12 protein-coding genes are annotated in these 15,515 nt (G+C 43.9%); 7 read left to right on the top strand and 5 right to left on the bottom strand.

Annotated features, from left to right (window positions below; all coding sequences use genetic code 11):
• The 6 genes from OEV79_11155 to OEV79_11130 form a co-directional block, all read left to right on the top strand.
• The coding region (locus OEV79_11155) for a hypothetical protein (GenBank protein MDH4211992.1) at positions 1-1,081 on the top strand (1,081 nt) is incomplete at its 5' end.
• 376 nt (positions 1,082-1,457) lie between these two features.
• Positions 1,458-2,009, top strand: coding sequence for a porin family protein (locus OEV79_11150; protein MDH4211991.1), 552 nt, complete (start codon positions 1,458-1,460; stop codon positions 2,007-2,009).
• 183 nt (positions 2,010-2,192) lie between these two features.
• Positions 2,193-2,741, top strand: a complete 549-nt coding sequence (locus OEV79_11145; protein MDH4211990.1) for a hypothetical protein — start codon at positions 2,193-2,195, stop codon at positions 2,739-2,741.
• Positions 2,742-2,904: 163 nt separating this feature from the next.
• Entirely contained in the window at positions 2,905-4,890 is a 1,986-nt protein-coding gene (locus OEV79_11140; GenBank protein MDH4211989.1) for a hypothetical protein, read from the top strand.
• Positions 4,890-6,410, top strand: a complete 1,521-nt coding sequence (locus OEV79_11135) for a hypothetical protein (protein MDH4211988.1) — start codon at positions 4,890-4,892, stop codon at positions 6,408-6,410. Before OEV79_11140 ends, OEV79_11135 begins: the two co-directional genes overlap by 1 nt.
• A gap of 467 nt (positions 6,411-6,877) precedes the next feature.
• Positions 6,878-7,714 (top strand): caspase family protein, encoded by an 837-nt coding sequence (locus OEV79_11130; protein ID MDH4211987.1) that lies wholly within the window; start codon positions 6,878-6,880, stop codon positions 7,712-7,714.
• Between the two features lie 360 nt (positions 7,715-8,074).
• On the opposite strand, the gene OEV79_11125 is transcribed toward OEV79_11130, so the two are convergent.
• From OEV79_11125 to OEV79_11105, 5 genes are all read right to left on the bottom strand, one after another.
• Positions 8,075-8,734, bottom strand: a complete 660-nt coding sequence (locus OEV79_11125; GenBank protein MDH4211986.1) for a class I SAM-dependent methyltransferase — start codon at positions 8,732-8,734, stop codon at positions 8,075-8,077.
• Positions 8,735-8,834: 100 nt separating this feature from the next.
• Positions 8,835-9,440, bottom strand: a complete 606-nt coding sequence (locus tag OEV79_11120) for a PorT family protein (protein MDH4211985.1) — start codon at positions 9,438-9,440, stop codon at positions 8,835-8,837.
• 54 nt (positions 9,441-9,494) lie between these two features.
• On the bottom strand, positions 9,495-10,736 hold the full coding sequence (locus OEV79_11115; GenBank protein MDH4211984.1) for a WG repeat-containing protein: 1,242 nt from the start codon (positions 10,734-10,736) through the stop codon (positions 9,495-9,497).
• A gap of 145 nt (positions 10,737-10,881) precedes the next feature.
• On the bottom strand, positions 10,882-11,268 hold the full coding sequence (locus OEV79_11110; protein MDH4211983.1) for a hypothetical protein: 387 nt from the start codon (positions 11,266-11,268) through the stop codon (positions 10,882-10,884).
• 44 nt (positions 11,269-11,312) lie between these two features.
• The gene (locus OEV79_11105; protein ID MDH4211982.1) at positions 11,313-11,684 is read right to left on the bottom strand and encodes a hypothetical protein; all 372 of its coding nucleotides are present in this window, start codon (positions 11,682-11,684) and stop codon (positions 11,313-11,315) included.
• 504 nt (positions 11,685-12,188) lie between these two features.
• On the opposite strand from OEV79_11105, the gene OEV79_11100 reads away from it, so the two are divergent.
• Positions 12,189-15,515: tetratricopeptide repeat protein (locus OEV79_11100; GenBank protein MDH4211981.1), on the top strand; the 3,327-nt coding region annotated here is incomplete at its 3' end.

Raw genomic sequence — 15,515 nt, 5'->3', positions numbered from 1 at the left:
CAGTGGTCCGTCTCATGATTTTGAGTTGGAATTCTACGACGCCTTAATAGATGAAAACATCGCCCGTGTCGGCCACGCCCTACAAGATTCGAAAGAGGAGTTTAGTGGATCGTCGTCTGATTATCATCGTTGGATTTACTATGCATTGAATCTTCTGGGTGATCCATCCACATTGCTCCGCATTAAGCATGATCTGTGGATCAAAACTAGCGGCGGCGATGATGCCAGCACACCTGTATCCTCCCCCTGGTGGACCTCACCAGATATAGCCATTGACGCACCTGATGGCCCATGGCAAACTCCTTCTCCTTTTATTACCCATGAGAATCCCAAGTATAATCAGACGAACCGTGTCTACATCCGTGTACGTAACCCAGGATGCGAAGATGCCTATAAGGTAACGGTTAAATTCTATTGGGCCGATCCAGCTGGCGGGATACCCTGGCCATCTGACTGGAACTATGTCGGTTTAGTGACTATCCCATCAATACCGGCCGGAGGAGAGGCTATTACACCGTATATTCCGTGGACACCTACTGGCACAGCGATTGGTCACCGGTGCGTGATGGCAACAGCGGAATGCTACGCGGATCCTATCTCTATCCACTCGCCACGGTATGACAATAATGTAGCCCAGAAGAATGTTACCATCATTGGATCGACTGCCCTTCCGGAGTTTCAGAGCGACTTCGTCATTAACGTTCTCAGGGTTAGAGGAAGACGGAGCATGAAAATCACGTTCATTGATGCACCCGTGGGTGTAACCGTAGAGCTTCGAATTCCCCGCACGGTAGAAATCATAAAGAAAATCGAGGACGAGCACATCATGCTAGATAAAAGAGGAGGATGTTTGGGAATCATTCCTGGAAAAGAAGAGTGGCGAGTCGTTGCTAGATCCCTCACAAAAGAGAAACTCATTACTGTATCAATTCCTCAGTTCAAATGCTCTAAAAAGGAGAGGGTAGGTCTCAAGATTACAGTACCTCAGAATGTGGGGCCAAGAGGTAGATTCACGATCAGAATCGCCGAAGAGCTTGATGGAGAGGTAATCGGAGGCATAGACTACCTTGTGAGATATTAATAAAGCCAGTGTTAACGTCCGGTGCAGCAGGAGTCGAATCTTCACAGTAGCTCGGGTGATCTTTGGCTGGGTTTAAGTTCAGGAGCTTGCTAAAACCACCCTTGCTGTGCGGTGTAAAGAATATGTGTTCTTGAAGAACATCCAATGCAGTGCGGGGAAGGTAAGTGAAGGTAGGTAGTACGTCACAGTTAGAATTGATATCTGTTATATCATGAATTCAGCTAGTTATTATCAGGGAGAACCTGGGAAGGGCGGACGAGTAATTGCTGGCGCACCGTTGCCCAGAATTCCCCAGAGGAATTTTCCGAGAACCACGATTAATGAGTATACGTGGCAATCAATAAGCTGAAGTATATACCTTACAGGAGGAGGTCATATGAAGGCATTGTATTGGCTAAAGCTGTGGGTGGTACTAATGCTGGTGTTTTTCAGTACTGCAGCAGCCCAAGCAGATAATCCCAAGGTTGAAGTATCCTATCTTCGTGGGCCACACATCAGTTTTCATGTCGGATCGACCCATCCACTCCGGGATCTTGATTCATTGGCTGACGCAAATATTCATGCACGTCTCAACCTCGACTATTCATTCACAACATACTTACGATTGATGCTCATGTTCGGAATTAATCAATTCACTGCGGAAAGTTACCTGAACGTGGAACACCCACGCTGGAATAACGTCTCACTGAACTGCAAGGCTCTCTTTCCGAGTCCATCAGGTACACCCTTGAGATATTATGTCCAGGCTGGATGCGGTTATTACCTGCCCAAAACGGGAAACAATGAAATCGGACTGAATATTGGTGCTGGTTGGCAAATACCCCTCAACGCTCCATTTAGCCTGGAATTTGGACTAGACTATCACCACATATTCACTGACGACCCAACTCAGTTTCTCACATGGCAACTAGGTGTGCTATTTCGCTGATTCTTATCCAATCTGTCTTGAATCATTAAGAATGAAAGACTGTATTCTGGTCTTGTGCAAATACACCTTTAGCAGGAGACACAATGCGAATTAGAACTGTTTCAAATCGATTGCGGCGTTTTAGCGTACGCCGTAAAAGTCCGCGAACGCATGATAATTAGAAAAAACAACAACTTGCGTATAATGCTGTGCATAACGGTTGTCGCGGTCATAAAATTGACGATTTTTTCGTCTCTGGCTATGGCAAGCGGGGTCGAGCCAGCGATTGCAGCGTCAACACAGCAAATAGATACAGTTCATGCAGAATCGACTTTCAAACTGCTTCATACTGCTTCCAAAGATAACTATGAGGCATGGACAAGTAACGTCTGGGGAACGGTAGGTTTTCTCATCATTGTACTCGGATGGATACTTTCGTCAAAAAATGCGCGCTTATTCCTGAGCCGTAAACATAGAGCTCGAATGGTCGCGATTATAACAGTGGGAATCATTGCAGCTATCAACATGGTGCTTAATGTCGATTTGGCGCGGCAATCAACCGATATACAAGAAACGCTTGCACAAAGTGCATATGCTACAACAATGGGCCTCGAGGAAAAGCACTATGCTCGTTATCATGTGTCGTATTGCCGCGCTATTCTATCGGACATCATAGTCGGAAGTATGTTTGTGCTGATTGTATATCTATTGATGTCCCTGAAAAAATTGGAGGATCCGGAATCAACAGCTTAGCTGGGGAAGTTGTCAACATAGATCAGCTATGGGGCGAACTTAACAACTTATCCCAGCTATCCTTATGTAGCGGACCAGTATCTTGTTTTGACTGATAATGTGGAACATGGATGCCTGCTTGTTCCCAAAATGTATTGTATTAAGTAGAGATAGGAGGCAGACAATGAAACCAATCTTGAACAGGAATAAGGTAGCGCCTCCGCTAAAAAGGCGCCTGCGTGCTTTCGCCTTTGATCCCATCCTCAGCCGTAACATTGAAACCCATGACATCAATGAGGTGACCATCAAACTTCCATGGGATAAGAATTTAGAGCCGGGGCCTTCAGATAGTTACCTTGAAGTAGTCGATTACGATCCAGCAACCCAGGTTTTCTATGCTCCGGTGGATCTAAACGACAAGCATCTGCTTGCACAAGACGGTTTCCCACCCTCGGAAGGTAATCCCCATTTTCATCAACAGATGGTCTATGCCGTCGCTCGCACCACGATCGACCATTTCGAACGAGCCCTTGGACGTCGCGCTCTGTGGTCACCTCGCTATATCAAAATCAAAGACGGACTGAAGTATGATTTTGTGGAGCTGTTACGTATCTACCCCCACGCTCTACGCGAGGCCAACGCCTACTACAGTCCCGCCAAAAAAGCATTGCTCTTCGGTTACTTCCCGGCTTCGTCTACCACGCCGGGAGAGAATATGCCTGGCGAGACTGTTTTTACATGCCTTTCCCATGATATCGTCGCCCACGAAACTACTCATGCATTACTCGATGGCCTGCACAGGCGGTTCATAGAACCCACCAATGTAGACGTCTGGGCTCTTCATGAAGCTTTTGCCGACATCGTTGCCCTGTTCCAGCACTTCACGTACCCGGAAGTATTGCGCCACCAGATCGCCCTTACACACGGCGATCTGGAGAAACAAAATCTCTTAGGCGGACTGGCCTACCAGTTTGGCCAGGCCATCGAGCGTTACGGCGCACTACGCAGCGCAATCGGCCATTTTGACAAAACAAAACAAGAATGGGTTCCGGAAAGACCAGACCCGGAAAAGATCCTGCACACCACCGAGCCGCACAACCGCGGTGCCATACTTGTTGCTGCTGTATTCGAAGCTTTCTTGACTATCTATAAAAGGCGAATCGCTGATCTCTTACGTATCAGTGGACACAATACGTCGCTGCCACAATGCGACCTTCATCCTGATCTTGTAGAACGATTAGCTCAAGAAGCAGCTAAGACAGCTCGCCACATGCTCAATATATGTATACGAGCCCTTGATTACTGCCCGCCCGTTGATGTTGATTTCGGTGATTATTTACGCGCCCTGATTACGGCCGACGCCGATTTAGTAACGGATGATCGACACAACTATCGGCTTGCTATCACCGAGGCATTCCGACGACGAGGTATTTTCCCCCGCGATGTCCGAAATCTATCCGAGGAAAACCTTTTGTGGCATAAGCCGGATGAAAATGAAAAGAAAGCATTCCGACAGGTGTTCAGCGGTTCTGATAGAATGCGCGAGTTAGTTCCCGAATGGACACTAACAACAGACCGTAGGAAGGTTTTCGAGCAAACGCAACGTAGCAGGAGGCTGCTACAGCAGTGGTGCACCAATGCCAGTGCCCGCAAGGCTGCCAAGGTCGCCCGTATTGTGCTGAACAAGAATGCACCAGAAGCTTTCTATAGGGACGATAAGGGCGTGCCCACCCTTGAGATTCACTCTGTACGGCCTGCCCGCCGCATCGGCCCAGATGGTGAAGCTATCACAAATTTAGTCATCGAGATGACCCAGCGCCGTCGCGGTTATTATGACCCGGATATTCAAGATAAAGCAGATCGTGGCAAGATCAAACCACCTAAGCCAGATTTTATCTTCCGCGGCGGATGTACCCTCATAGTAGATCTAATGTCTGCGGAGGTGCGGTACTGTATCTACAAAAGAATTGGAAGCAAGAACCGATTGGACCGCATGCGCGAATTTCTCACGCGGGATACGGAACCTTCAGACCGAACCGTTTATTTCGGCAATCCGTGCAGGATTTACTTCCACAATATAACCTCGCCACAGAAAGGCATAACCGGGGAGATGACAGTCGAGCCTTTTGCACTTCTCCACCGGTATCCCGTGCCAGAGGAGGTGGTATAATGTCTCCCCATAGCCACACACCCAAACCAGCAATGCAAGCACCGCCATCGGGTGTTACGGTTCGCATGTACAACCCCGGATTCGGGGATTGTTTACTTCTTGCGTTCCGCGCGCAGGACGGTAATGCGCACTACATGCTCATTGACTGCGGCGTGCACCATTTCTACCCCGAGAACGCGCAGAGAATGCAGAAAGTCGCGAATGACATCGCTAAAGCGACCGGATATCATCTTCATACTGTAGCTATAACACATGAACACACCGACCACTTGTATGGATTCAAGTATGCAAGAGAGATCTTCAAAAAAATTGAGATAGACGACCTTTGGTTAGCATGGACTGAGGATTCCGCTGACCCCGTCGCTAAGGAATTAAAGCGGCAATTTGGCCTCAGGATGCGCGCACTCACCTCGGTTGTCAACCGACTCGCAATGGCGAACGAACCATTGGCCGCAATGCTCCAGAGGATGTCAGATTATGAATCCCCGAATATGCTGGCATCCAGCACGGGCGGCAATGCCGCTCAGCTGAAGTTCCTGCGCGAACAGAGCAAGAACCCACCAGTCAGGACTGAGGACTACCTTCAACCAGGCATGGAACCACTCAGGTTACCTGGCGTTCCTGGGATCAGAATCTACGTACTCGGTCCGCCAAAAGACGTCGAAATGATCAAGAAATTGCAGAAAAAAAGTGAGTTGTACCCAGAGCTAACAGACATTGATGAATATTCTGCATTCGCCGTCGCAGCGCTTGCGGCTACTGGAATCGATTCGCTTGAGGACGAAGACGAACAGCTCTTCAATCGAAGTCATCCATTTGACGAGATGCTTGAGATAACACTTGATCTTGTTAGAAAACCAAAACACAAACGCACAGATTACGGACAATTCTTCCAGAAGCACTATGGCTTTTTGAATCGAAAGGGGCATGGGCAAGAATGGCGACGCATCGATACTGCCTGGCTGGATACGGTTGAGCAACTCGCCTTGAGTATTCATACCAGAACAAACAACACCAGCCTTGTGCTGGCCATCGAGCTGACAGAAACCGAGCCGCGCAAGGTTCTGCTATTTGCTGCTGATGCCCAAGTTGGAAACTGGCTTACCTGGCTAGAAGTACCCTGTCCAAGTGAAGACCAGGACGGCGAGACATTAAAAGGTGAAGATCTAATCCGCCGTACTGTACTCTATAAGGTCGGTCACCACGGTAGTCGAAATGCCACTCTAAGTGTGAAGGGTCTTGAGACAATGGATAGCCCTGAACTGGTTGCAATGATACCCGTGGATCAAAAATGGGCAAAGGAGAGAATGGGATGGGAGCATCCAGCCGAACATCTTCTTGATAGACTCAAGGAGAAAGCCCGCGGCAGAGTAATGCGTACAGATGACATTCCGATTAAGACAAAGCTGCCCAAGAAGCCGACTGAAGCCACAAAGAAAGAGTGGAAAGCATTCAGCAAGCAATTGGCCTGGGATCACAGCGCGGACAGGCTTTGGGTCCAATACACGGTGCCGGGATAATAGTACGCCACAGGGGGTATTATCCAGATCAATAATGACTAATTGTATTCGGCTATAATGAAGATAGTCCAATGGGAGGGCTACCGAGATGACAGGTAAGAAAAAAGAAAAATATGAATACATATGCGACGAATGGAAGGAATGTAGAAATTCCATCGCCCGATTCGATAAAACCATAGTTGCCTTACGGGGACGGAGGTTGACTTTTTGATGTTCTCTTCCGCCAGTCATATCATTACGTCGGTTGTGGATTTTGATGATCTCAGATCAGTAATACCTATGTTACGGATGTCAAAATGTCAACCCCCGTCCCCTCAACGCCAGAATCGAAATAGCATTATTCTCTTATCTCTGGAGCAACGTTCTACACATTTTTCTAATTTATGTAGCGTGGAGTTTATATATTTATGACCCACGTACAAAATTAAGGTAAGCAAATAATCATATGTAGTAGAAAGGAGCTAATCATGCCAAAAGGGCTAGCGTTAACAATAGGGCTCAATTCAGTTGAGCCGCAGCATTATGGTGGATGGTCAGGTGATTTGAATGCCTGTGAAGCGGATGCACACGATATGGAAGATATTGTAAAATCCAGGAATTTTACAACAAAGAAGTTGCTAACAAAGGAGGCTACTCGGTCAAATGTGATTAGTGAAATCTCAGCAGCATCCAAATCGCTGGTGTCTGGTGATATTTTCATGTTATCTTATTCTGGACACGGTGGTCAAGTTCCCGACCTCAACAATGAAGAAGATGATTACCAAGATGAAACATGGTGTCTTTATGATGGTGAACTTATTGATGATGAGATCTACAGAATGTTTGGTGAATTTGCAGAAGGAGTCCGCATTCTTGTCTTTTCCGATAGTTGCCATAGCGGTACTGTTATCAAAGCAGCGTACTATCATGGGACTATGGCTGTCCGGTCCTCGGGTGTAGACTCTCAAGACGTTAAATACAGATGTATGCCACCAGATATCGCTCTTCGTACCTATCGTCAAAACCGAGAATTTTATGATGAAATTCAAAAGAACATTAAATTGAAAGAGATGCGTCGTCGTATCAATGCATCGGTATTGTTGATTTCTGGGTGTCAGGACAATCAATATTCCTCGGACGGAGTATTCAACGGTCTTTTCACAGCAACCTTACTCCGAGTGTGGAATAATGGAAATTTTAAGAGGAATTACCGGTCATTCCATAAAGCAATCGTAAAACCAATGCCGCCTGATCAAACTCCTAATTACTTTTGGGTTGGCAAATACGCCCCAAAATTTGAGGCTCAGGTACCGTTCACAATCTGAAATAATTGTCAGGTTGTTGAAGTGGTAAAATGAGTAAAATAGAAAAGGAAATCATACAACTAGCTGAAATTCGCAAGAAGCCAGATGAATTTTCCCAAACCTTAGGGGGAGGGAGGTTGACTATCTGAAATTTTCAGCTGACAGACATATCATGACCTCGGAATTCAAGCTGCTATGTTGTGGCAACTTTCACGGGGGTTATTGCTCGAAATATCACAGCAATTATTGTGCTATTGTGTGTTTACTTTTGAGAACGTCTAGAATCGCATTGGGCCGCCCTCATTCTACATTGGAGGGCGGCCGGGTCGTGTGCCATTCACCTTTCTGCACTTCAATTTGTACAGCATGTGCTTGATTTTCTCAGATTGATCTGTATGCGTGAATAATCCATACAAAGTCAGTCATCTGCGTGGTGCTAACATCATATGCCAAACGCCTGTAGAATTTCGACACATGGTTGATATCAGCATAGTATTCATCTTCAATTGCTTCTACAATACTCAAGTGATTACTTATCGTTAAGTTATGCAGAATCCTCATTCTGGTTGTATTATCAGAAAACATGAGGTCAGCAATAACTATTGAGCTGATCTCCTTACACACACGCGCCATCTCACTGATAGACTGCTCTTTCTCTCTTGGTGTCAGATGATGCCAGGCATACGCAGATACGATGGCATCAATTGAGTTGTCAGGTAATGGAATATCGCAAAAATGTCCCTTGCGTATTTCTACGGAAGGAAGCTTACTTTTAAATAGGGAGATCATTTTATCCGACGGCTCGATACCGGTTATTTGATATCCATTTGATTGGAAAAGTTGCGTTAGATTACCAGTTCCTGCACCTATATCAACAAGTTTGATGCCTTTATTTGGCCATTTCTTCTCTATTATCTCAACAACTTTTTTTAAGACCGCTGTGTAATTTTCATACATCCAGTTACCATTGGCTTCTGCCTTCTTGATGTCAGCATCATAGTTTTTGGCCCATCGGTCGAAAGTTTTACTATCTATAGACATTTGTGTTTCCGATGTATAAAGTCATAATACTATCAATCATTCAGTAACTCACTCAGTTATTCTTTACAACCATGCCGACTTTGTTAGATCAGTATGCTCCTCAAAACGAATAGCCAAGCATAAAAGAAATGACCCTATTCTTTTCATCAAGACGAAGTTCTGATATTGTTGTCAATCCTAAAGCGTATCGTCCATCCAAAACTATTTTTCCTTTCTTAAGCAAGAAGTCAATTCCACCACCCAACACCACGCCGAAGTCAGTGTCTTTGTAATATTCGTCCAAATCTAGTACCTCCGATGTCCCGTAAACTTCCATCCTATATGCTGTGTTGACATTTATGGCAACGTAGGGGCCAACAAATAAATTAGGTTTGACCACACCCTTATCTGGTAATATGAATCTAACCAAAAGGGGAATATCTACATAGTCTAACTCTAATGTTGTTATTCCAGGGGGCTCAATCAACCTTTCCCATTTTGCTCCTTTCTGTGCATACAGGGCTTCTGGTTGAATAACAATTATGTCACCTATTTCGACGCAAGCGAAGCCTCCAGCACAGAAACCAATCCTTGATTGTAGACCCTCGATATTCTCATTGGCAATATTCATTCCTGCCTTTACTCCGAAGCTAATTCCTTCAGCAAAACCAAATAGAATTGTCGTAAGTATTGCAATAACTATACCCTTGTTGACTAAACATTTCACTCATCACCTCCTGCTTTTACGCAAGTGCCGAAATTGTAAAGGCACAGCCATCATTTAGAGTTCAACACGACCCTCCAAATTTTGTCGAAATGTAGATTTCCAGATAATTCTCCCCTCTTTGTCTATATAAGCATAGAATTCAGTGTTCTCTCCCAATGAATCTACCATTTCAACTATGGCCAATCCGTTGTGAAATGGTTCTGCTTCACGATATACTGGTTCTATCACGAATACGCCATTCCTGTCTATATAACCCAACCCAGAGAATCTACCCGATGGATTGTCCTGTATCCTTTGACACACAGCCAAACCTTCGTGAAAATAACGTGCTTCACCAAATTGAGGTTCTATCACAATTTCGCCTTTCTTGTTCATATAACCGCACTTGGCTGGGATAAAGAATGTTCGTCCTCCTCCACGCAGAATTCCTTTAAGCCTCGAACGGTCAGACACTATCACACTGTCGCCCTGTTCGTCTATATAACCTACCTGGTTACCAATGCACACCAAGGCCAACCCTTCTCTGAATGGTCCACTATGTCTGGACTGCGGTGCAATGACGTATTCCCCTTCCTTATCTATATAGCCTGTCTTACCATCAACCGTCACCCAGGCAAGACCTTCAGAAAATTTGAATGCACAGTCAAAAATCGGGTCAATGACAAATCTGCCACTCTTGTCGATAAAGCCGAATTTATCCCCAACCTTCACACGTGCCAGACCTTCTGAAAAATCGCTATGATTTGGGAAAAGGATACCGCATTTAAACTGGGGAACAATACTGTATTCAAACTGGGGTTCGATCGCGTAATTCCCAGTGGTATCAATGAAACCAAAGTTCTCACCAATTACTACCAATGCCAACCCTTCGTGGAAATCCCCCGCATACTTAAATTTAGGCTCAATGACAATCTCACCTTTTTTGTCAACGTATCCCGACCTACCATCGAGTTGGATACGACCAAAGCCTTCTCTGAAATCCCCCGCATAATCAAATAGCGGTTTGATAGCAAACTGTCCTTTACGGTCAATATATCCCCATTTTCCACCTTCAACAGGCCCATGTTTACCAGTTGTTCCACCCACATTAACAACCGCTAACCCCTCACTAAATCGCAATCCAGCCCAGGCAAATTGTGGTTCTATAACGACTTTGCCTGTTCTGTCTATGTATCCGTGTTTCCCATCAACTACAATTCTAAACAGGGCATTGTCTTCTTGCTCAATATTTGTTTGGCATGAAACAAGGGCAAGTACGATGAAAATTACTGCACACAACTTTCCTTTTGTACTCATGTTTTCCTCCTTACTTACGGTGCTTTGGTATATATACTTTCTTGCTTCTTTTGTATAGTCACTGGAGAATTGCTATGCATTCCTTCTCATTTCCATTTTCAAACTGCAATGAAAATTTATGGCTGTTTCCAATCACTCCCATTCGTTAAAGAGTACTAAGCCACTGCCCCATTGATGCAACGAAAACAAGCACTAGCAAACCGACTGCGAATCCACCGGCGATGCAGCAACCCTTCCAATTGAATCTTGTGCTGGTTTTGTCATCTTTTTCGTCAGTAGGTTCTTTTGTAGTGTCAACTCCTGATTCAACAAACCGCGGCTGACTAGACATCCCCCAACGCATCTCAACCTTAGTGTACGATGGTCGCCTTAGCAAACTTAACTGGTCAGCTTCACAACGTTCCTCTTGGTCGTCAGTGTCTTCACCTCCCGAATTAGCTTTATTATTGCTGTTATGTTGCGTGACATCTGACTGTGCATAGAGAAGACAAGCAAAGGATAATAACAATGCAAGTGCTATATACTTTTTCATTATTCATCCTTATACAGCATATCTAGTTTACAACAGTGTTTTTACTACCAACCATCATCAGACCACGTGCAGGTCCAATCACCGTTTGTTTCATTAACCTCTAGCCATAGATCACTGGCCATGGTTAATGTGCCAGAACCAATCGTGGTGTCACCTACTTCTTTTACAACTTCCCAACGCATTTCACCCCCTCCTCTATAAATTAATGCTGACTGCACTTCGACTGGCACACCACTGAGTGGACATTGAGGAAGGTAGATGTCTTCATGCACCCAAACTCCATTGTAATGTCCGAATTTCAAGATAGCACCGCTGACACTACTCATATTACGTGCGTATACTACGTAATCTTCCGATTTTACACAGGAATATATACAACAAAAGAATACAATAATGACAATTATGTATTTATTCATCTTTCCTCCCTTCTACCGAGTCGTCAGATATACTATATCAATGCATATTCTATCCAGCTGCTGCAAAATAATACGTAAACCAACACGACTGTCAACCTACCTATTCTTATTCCACGTTCTCTATATCCTTTTCTCCCCCCGTATAAATCATATTCGAATCCAACCTGTGGCAGATCCTCCCGCGAGTATAACAAAAACCCAACCTGCTATATTTTGTTAACTTTTAGTAGAATTATTGCTCGAAATATCATAGCAATTTTTCTGCTGTATAATTTTGCACGATTGTGTGTTAACTTTTGAGAACGTCTAGAATCGCGCCCCTGCCGTCCTTAATTTCCACTGGAGGACGGCACGGGTCGAGGGTAAGCTATAACTATAACAATCCCGGGCAAACAACAATTTACGAATTTGCCAATTGGCAAATTCACAAATTGTCAAAATCCGAAATAGGTCAACATTGACATTGCAATGATATCGACTACACTGAAATGTAAGGATGTGAGTATGCCGAAACGTAAAACTATAGGTGGAAAGTACACAATTATAAAAAAAATCGCCGAAACCAACTACGCCCAAGTATACAAAGTCAAGTACGACAATGGTCAAATCGTTGCATTAAAAATATCTCGAAGCGACGATCCTCTCTATAACAAACTCATTGTACATGAGTATTCAACACTGAATAACGTTAACCACCCGAATATTGTCAAAGTATTTGACTGTGATCTTAACGATGATGGACGACTATATTTCACTCTCGAATATATCGACGGTGAGCCAATCAACAAACACTTCAAGGAATTTACCTCTGATTTCGCAGTTGCCATGCTTCAAGTAATCAGCGCTCTCAAAACTCTGCGAAGTAGAGGATTCATACACAGCGACCTGAAGCCAGAGCATATACTTCACGATGCAAAATTGCATCGCACTGTGCTTATTGACTTTGGATTCACAAACATAGTCGGAGAGAATTTTGACAGAGGAGGAACATTGGGGTATGTATCGCCCGAGTCGCTCAGGGATATTTCAATCGACCAGCGAAGTGACCTTTACTCTTTCGGAGTAGTTTTATACGAAACTCTTTCCGGAAAAAGATTTTCAAACAAGTCCATAGCAATAGAACATACACCAAAAGAAATCATAAGTGTAATGAAAAGACTTGTCTCTAAGGAGCCAACCTTAAGACCAAGTATTCACACTCTGTACGAATCGTTTAAGAAATTCGATATCCAAAAAAAGTTTGACTGCCGAGCATACCACGTATCTCTACCGAACCCGGCATTCATTAAGCATCCTAGTAGCATCTGTGATTGGTTACTTCACAGTGGCACACCAACAATTATTTTATATGGAGACTACGGATCTGGCAAAACAAGGTGGCTACAGGAAATTAGATTCAACTATTTGCAGAAAGGATTTCGAACTATGTATTTTACACCGCAGGAGAACAGAAGCTTACTCAAATCTCTCAACGCATTCCTTGGCGACCCGGAAGAGAAGAGCTGGCAAGCAGAACACAAATTTCAGATATTTGAAAATATTACTGACCATTTGACCCTTGCTTCGAATAACAGGCGAATACTCTTACTAATCGACGACATCGACAATTTATCTGATTTCGAGATTAATCTCTTTCGCTATATAGGACATGGCGTAAGGAATTCCAGTGTAAGAATTATCGGAACCTCAAGAGCTAACAACAAAATCGACAACCTTGGTTTTGAAACCATAAAATTAGGTAATTGGACAGTGAGTGATATCGGGCGCATGCTTACGCACACTTTTTCTGGCTCAGTATCAATTGCGAAACTTAACACGCACACGCTCTCTACCGATTTTTCGCAGTGGCTCCATAAAGAAAGTGGAGGAAACCCTTCCTTGATAGCCGAAATATTGCGGACTCTATTCGACAATCATATCATATTCTACGACAACAATTACTGGCGAGTAACGACCAAAAAACTACAGAAATTGACCTTACCGCGCAGCGTTGAGGAATCAGTGGCGTCACGTCTCGAAAGGCTTAGTACGCACGAAATCGAAATACTCAAGATATTGTGCATCACCGGGCATCCGATTAAACAAAAGATCATTAACAAAATCATGGGCGTAAGTATACGTGAATATATAGAAAGAATAAAGAACCTAAATCTGATTAGGGATGAAAATCCAGGAAAGCAAAAGTCTCTCGCAATAGCCAACAGAACAATTTCGAAAGTTGTGTGGAAACTTACGAATGAAAGCGAACGAAAATCTCTTTCGGAGCTCATCTTAAGAACACTGGATAGCGTCGAGTCAGAGAATATTGAATACACCTGTATCTTGGCCGAATTAAATGAGATCTTAGCCAACTCCAAAGAAGCACTTAAGTATTATCGAATCGCAGCATGCAAAGCTGAGGCTATGCATGATTATGGTGCTGCGCTTGCACATTACAAGAAAATCCTCACACATACACGCCCTAACATGGACAATGCTTACTTCATGTATATAACAAAGGCTGCTGAACTTTCGCAAATAATGGGGAACACAGACGATGCGGTTGCTTTTTATGAAAGTGCGCTGGAAACAAATGTTCCATCCATTCTTGCTAAAGCATATGGTGGTCTTGGAAAAATCTATTCGGCAATGGGTAACTACGATAGAGCAACTAATAATCTAGGGAAAGCCCTGACTATGACAGAAATGAAATCCCGCGTGTACATAGAGCTCGCCAACCAAATGGGCTACGTTCTTGTAAACATGTCAAGATTTGATGAAGCGTTGCTGATATTGAAGAAATCGCTTAACTTAGCTCATAATATAGGAAATAAGGAAGTTGAAGCAGATACATTATATTACATATCAAGCTTGAAATGGTACACGGGAAAGTATCGTGAAGGAATCAAACAAACCAAACAACTAACAGATTTCTGTAAGAAACATCAGCTTATCAAACAATACGCATTTTGCGCCAGCTTACTCGGTGCTTTTTATCAACAACTTAAGGATGTTACTCGTGCTCAAAAATGGTTTACAGAGGCAATTAATGCTTTCTCGAAAATGAAGCGAATTGACGGGCTTAGCGCTGTATTACATAACAACGGATTACTGCTCATGAACCAAGGCAGATATGAAAAAGCGCAAGAACTATTCGATGAAGTCCTGCGCATTGTGCAGAGGACAAATAACAAATCGGTTCAACTTGCAGCACTAGCTAACAACGCTCTCATCAACAGGGATCTTGGTAGAATCAAAGAAAGCATCGTAGTATACAGGGAAATACTGGACATTGATTCCGAGTATGCCTGGGCCAGTTATGGTCTAGCAGAGGCTATTCTTCGAACTAATAACATAGAAGATTCAAAATCGCTTCTCGCGAAGAAGTCTAAACTCAAAGAAGACATTCTATATGGTGTCGGTTTAGCTCTAGTCAGTACAGCCGAAGATAGTAACACAGAAGCGAAGAAATTTCTTGAAAAAACACTAGAGCTTATGGTGGTAAAGAAACCACATATGTCTATCCAAGTCGAATCGTACACTAAAGCTGGTTGTTTATATTTTGAGTTAGGGGATTATGACAGTTCATTGAAGTCGATTATGAGGTTGCTTGATCTGACCTATGAGGGTGGCCGGGAGCATAGTATTGGGCGGGCGGTTTTGAAAATGAATCACTATGTGATGGGTAAGGAAAAGAATATCGACATTGAGCAAGAGACGTTACGGTTAAAGGAACTCGGCTGCATATATGATTATGCCTATCTCAAGAGACTGCTGGTTGAGTCGATAGTCACCAAAGGACAGGTTCAGGATAATGTACGAAGGATTGTTGAGGAATTGAGCGCTGCACAG

This window comes from candidate division WOR-3 bacterium (assembly GCA_029858255.1).
Classification (GTDB): Bacteria; Hydrothermota; Tepidihabitantia; order SM23-42; family SM23-42; genus SM23-42.
Note: the sequence above shows the minus strand (reverse complement) of the source record. Positions and strands in the feature narration are given on the sequence as shown.

Coding starts and splice junctions, on each gene's coding strand:
- OEV79_11150 (MDH4211991.1), top strand. CDS start 1,458: ATGAAGGCATTGTATTGGCTAAAGCTGTGGGTGGTACTAATGCTGGTG.
- OEV79_11145 (MDH4211990.1), top strand. CDS start 2,193: ATGCTGTGCATAACGGTTGTCGCGGTCATAAAATTGACGATTTTTTCG.
- OEV79_11140 (MDH4211989.1), top strand. CDS start 2,905: ATGAAACCAATCTTGAACAGGAATAAGGTAGCGCCTCCGCTAAAAAGG.
- OEV79_11135 (MDH4211988.1), top strand. CDS start 4,890: ATGTCTCCCCATAGCCACACACCCAAACCAGCAATGCAAGCACCGCCA.
- OEV79_11130 (MDH4211987.1), top strand. CDS start 6,878: ATGCCAAAAGGGCTAGCGTTAACAATAGGGCTCAATTCAGTTGAGCCG.
- OEV79_11125 (MDH4211986.1), bottom strand. CDS start 8,734: ATGTCTATAGATAGTAAAACTTTCGACCGATGGGCCAAAAACTATGAT.
- OEV79_11115 (MDH4211984.1), bottom strand. CDS start 10,736: ATGAGTACAAAAGGAAAGTTGTGTGCAGTAATTTTCATCGTACTTGCC.
- OEV79_11110 (MDH4211983.1), bottom strand. CDS start 11,268: ATGAAAAAGTATATAGCACTTGCATTGTTATTATCCTTTGCTTGTCTT.
- OEV79_11105 (MDH4211982.1), bottom strand. CDS start 11,684: ATGAATAAATACATAATTGTCATTATTGTATTCTTTTGTTGTATATAT.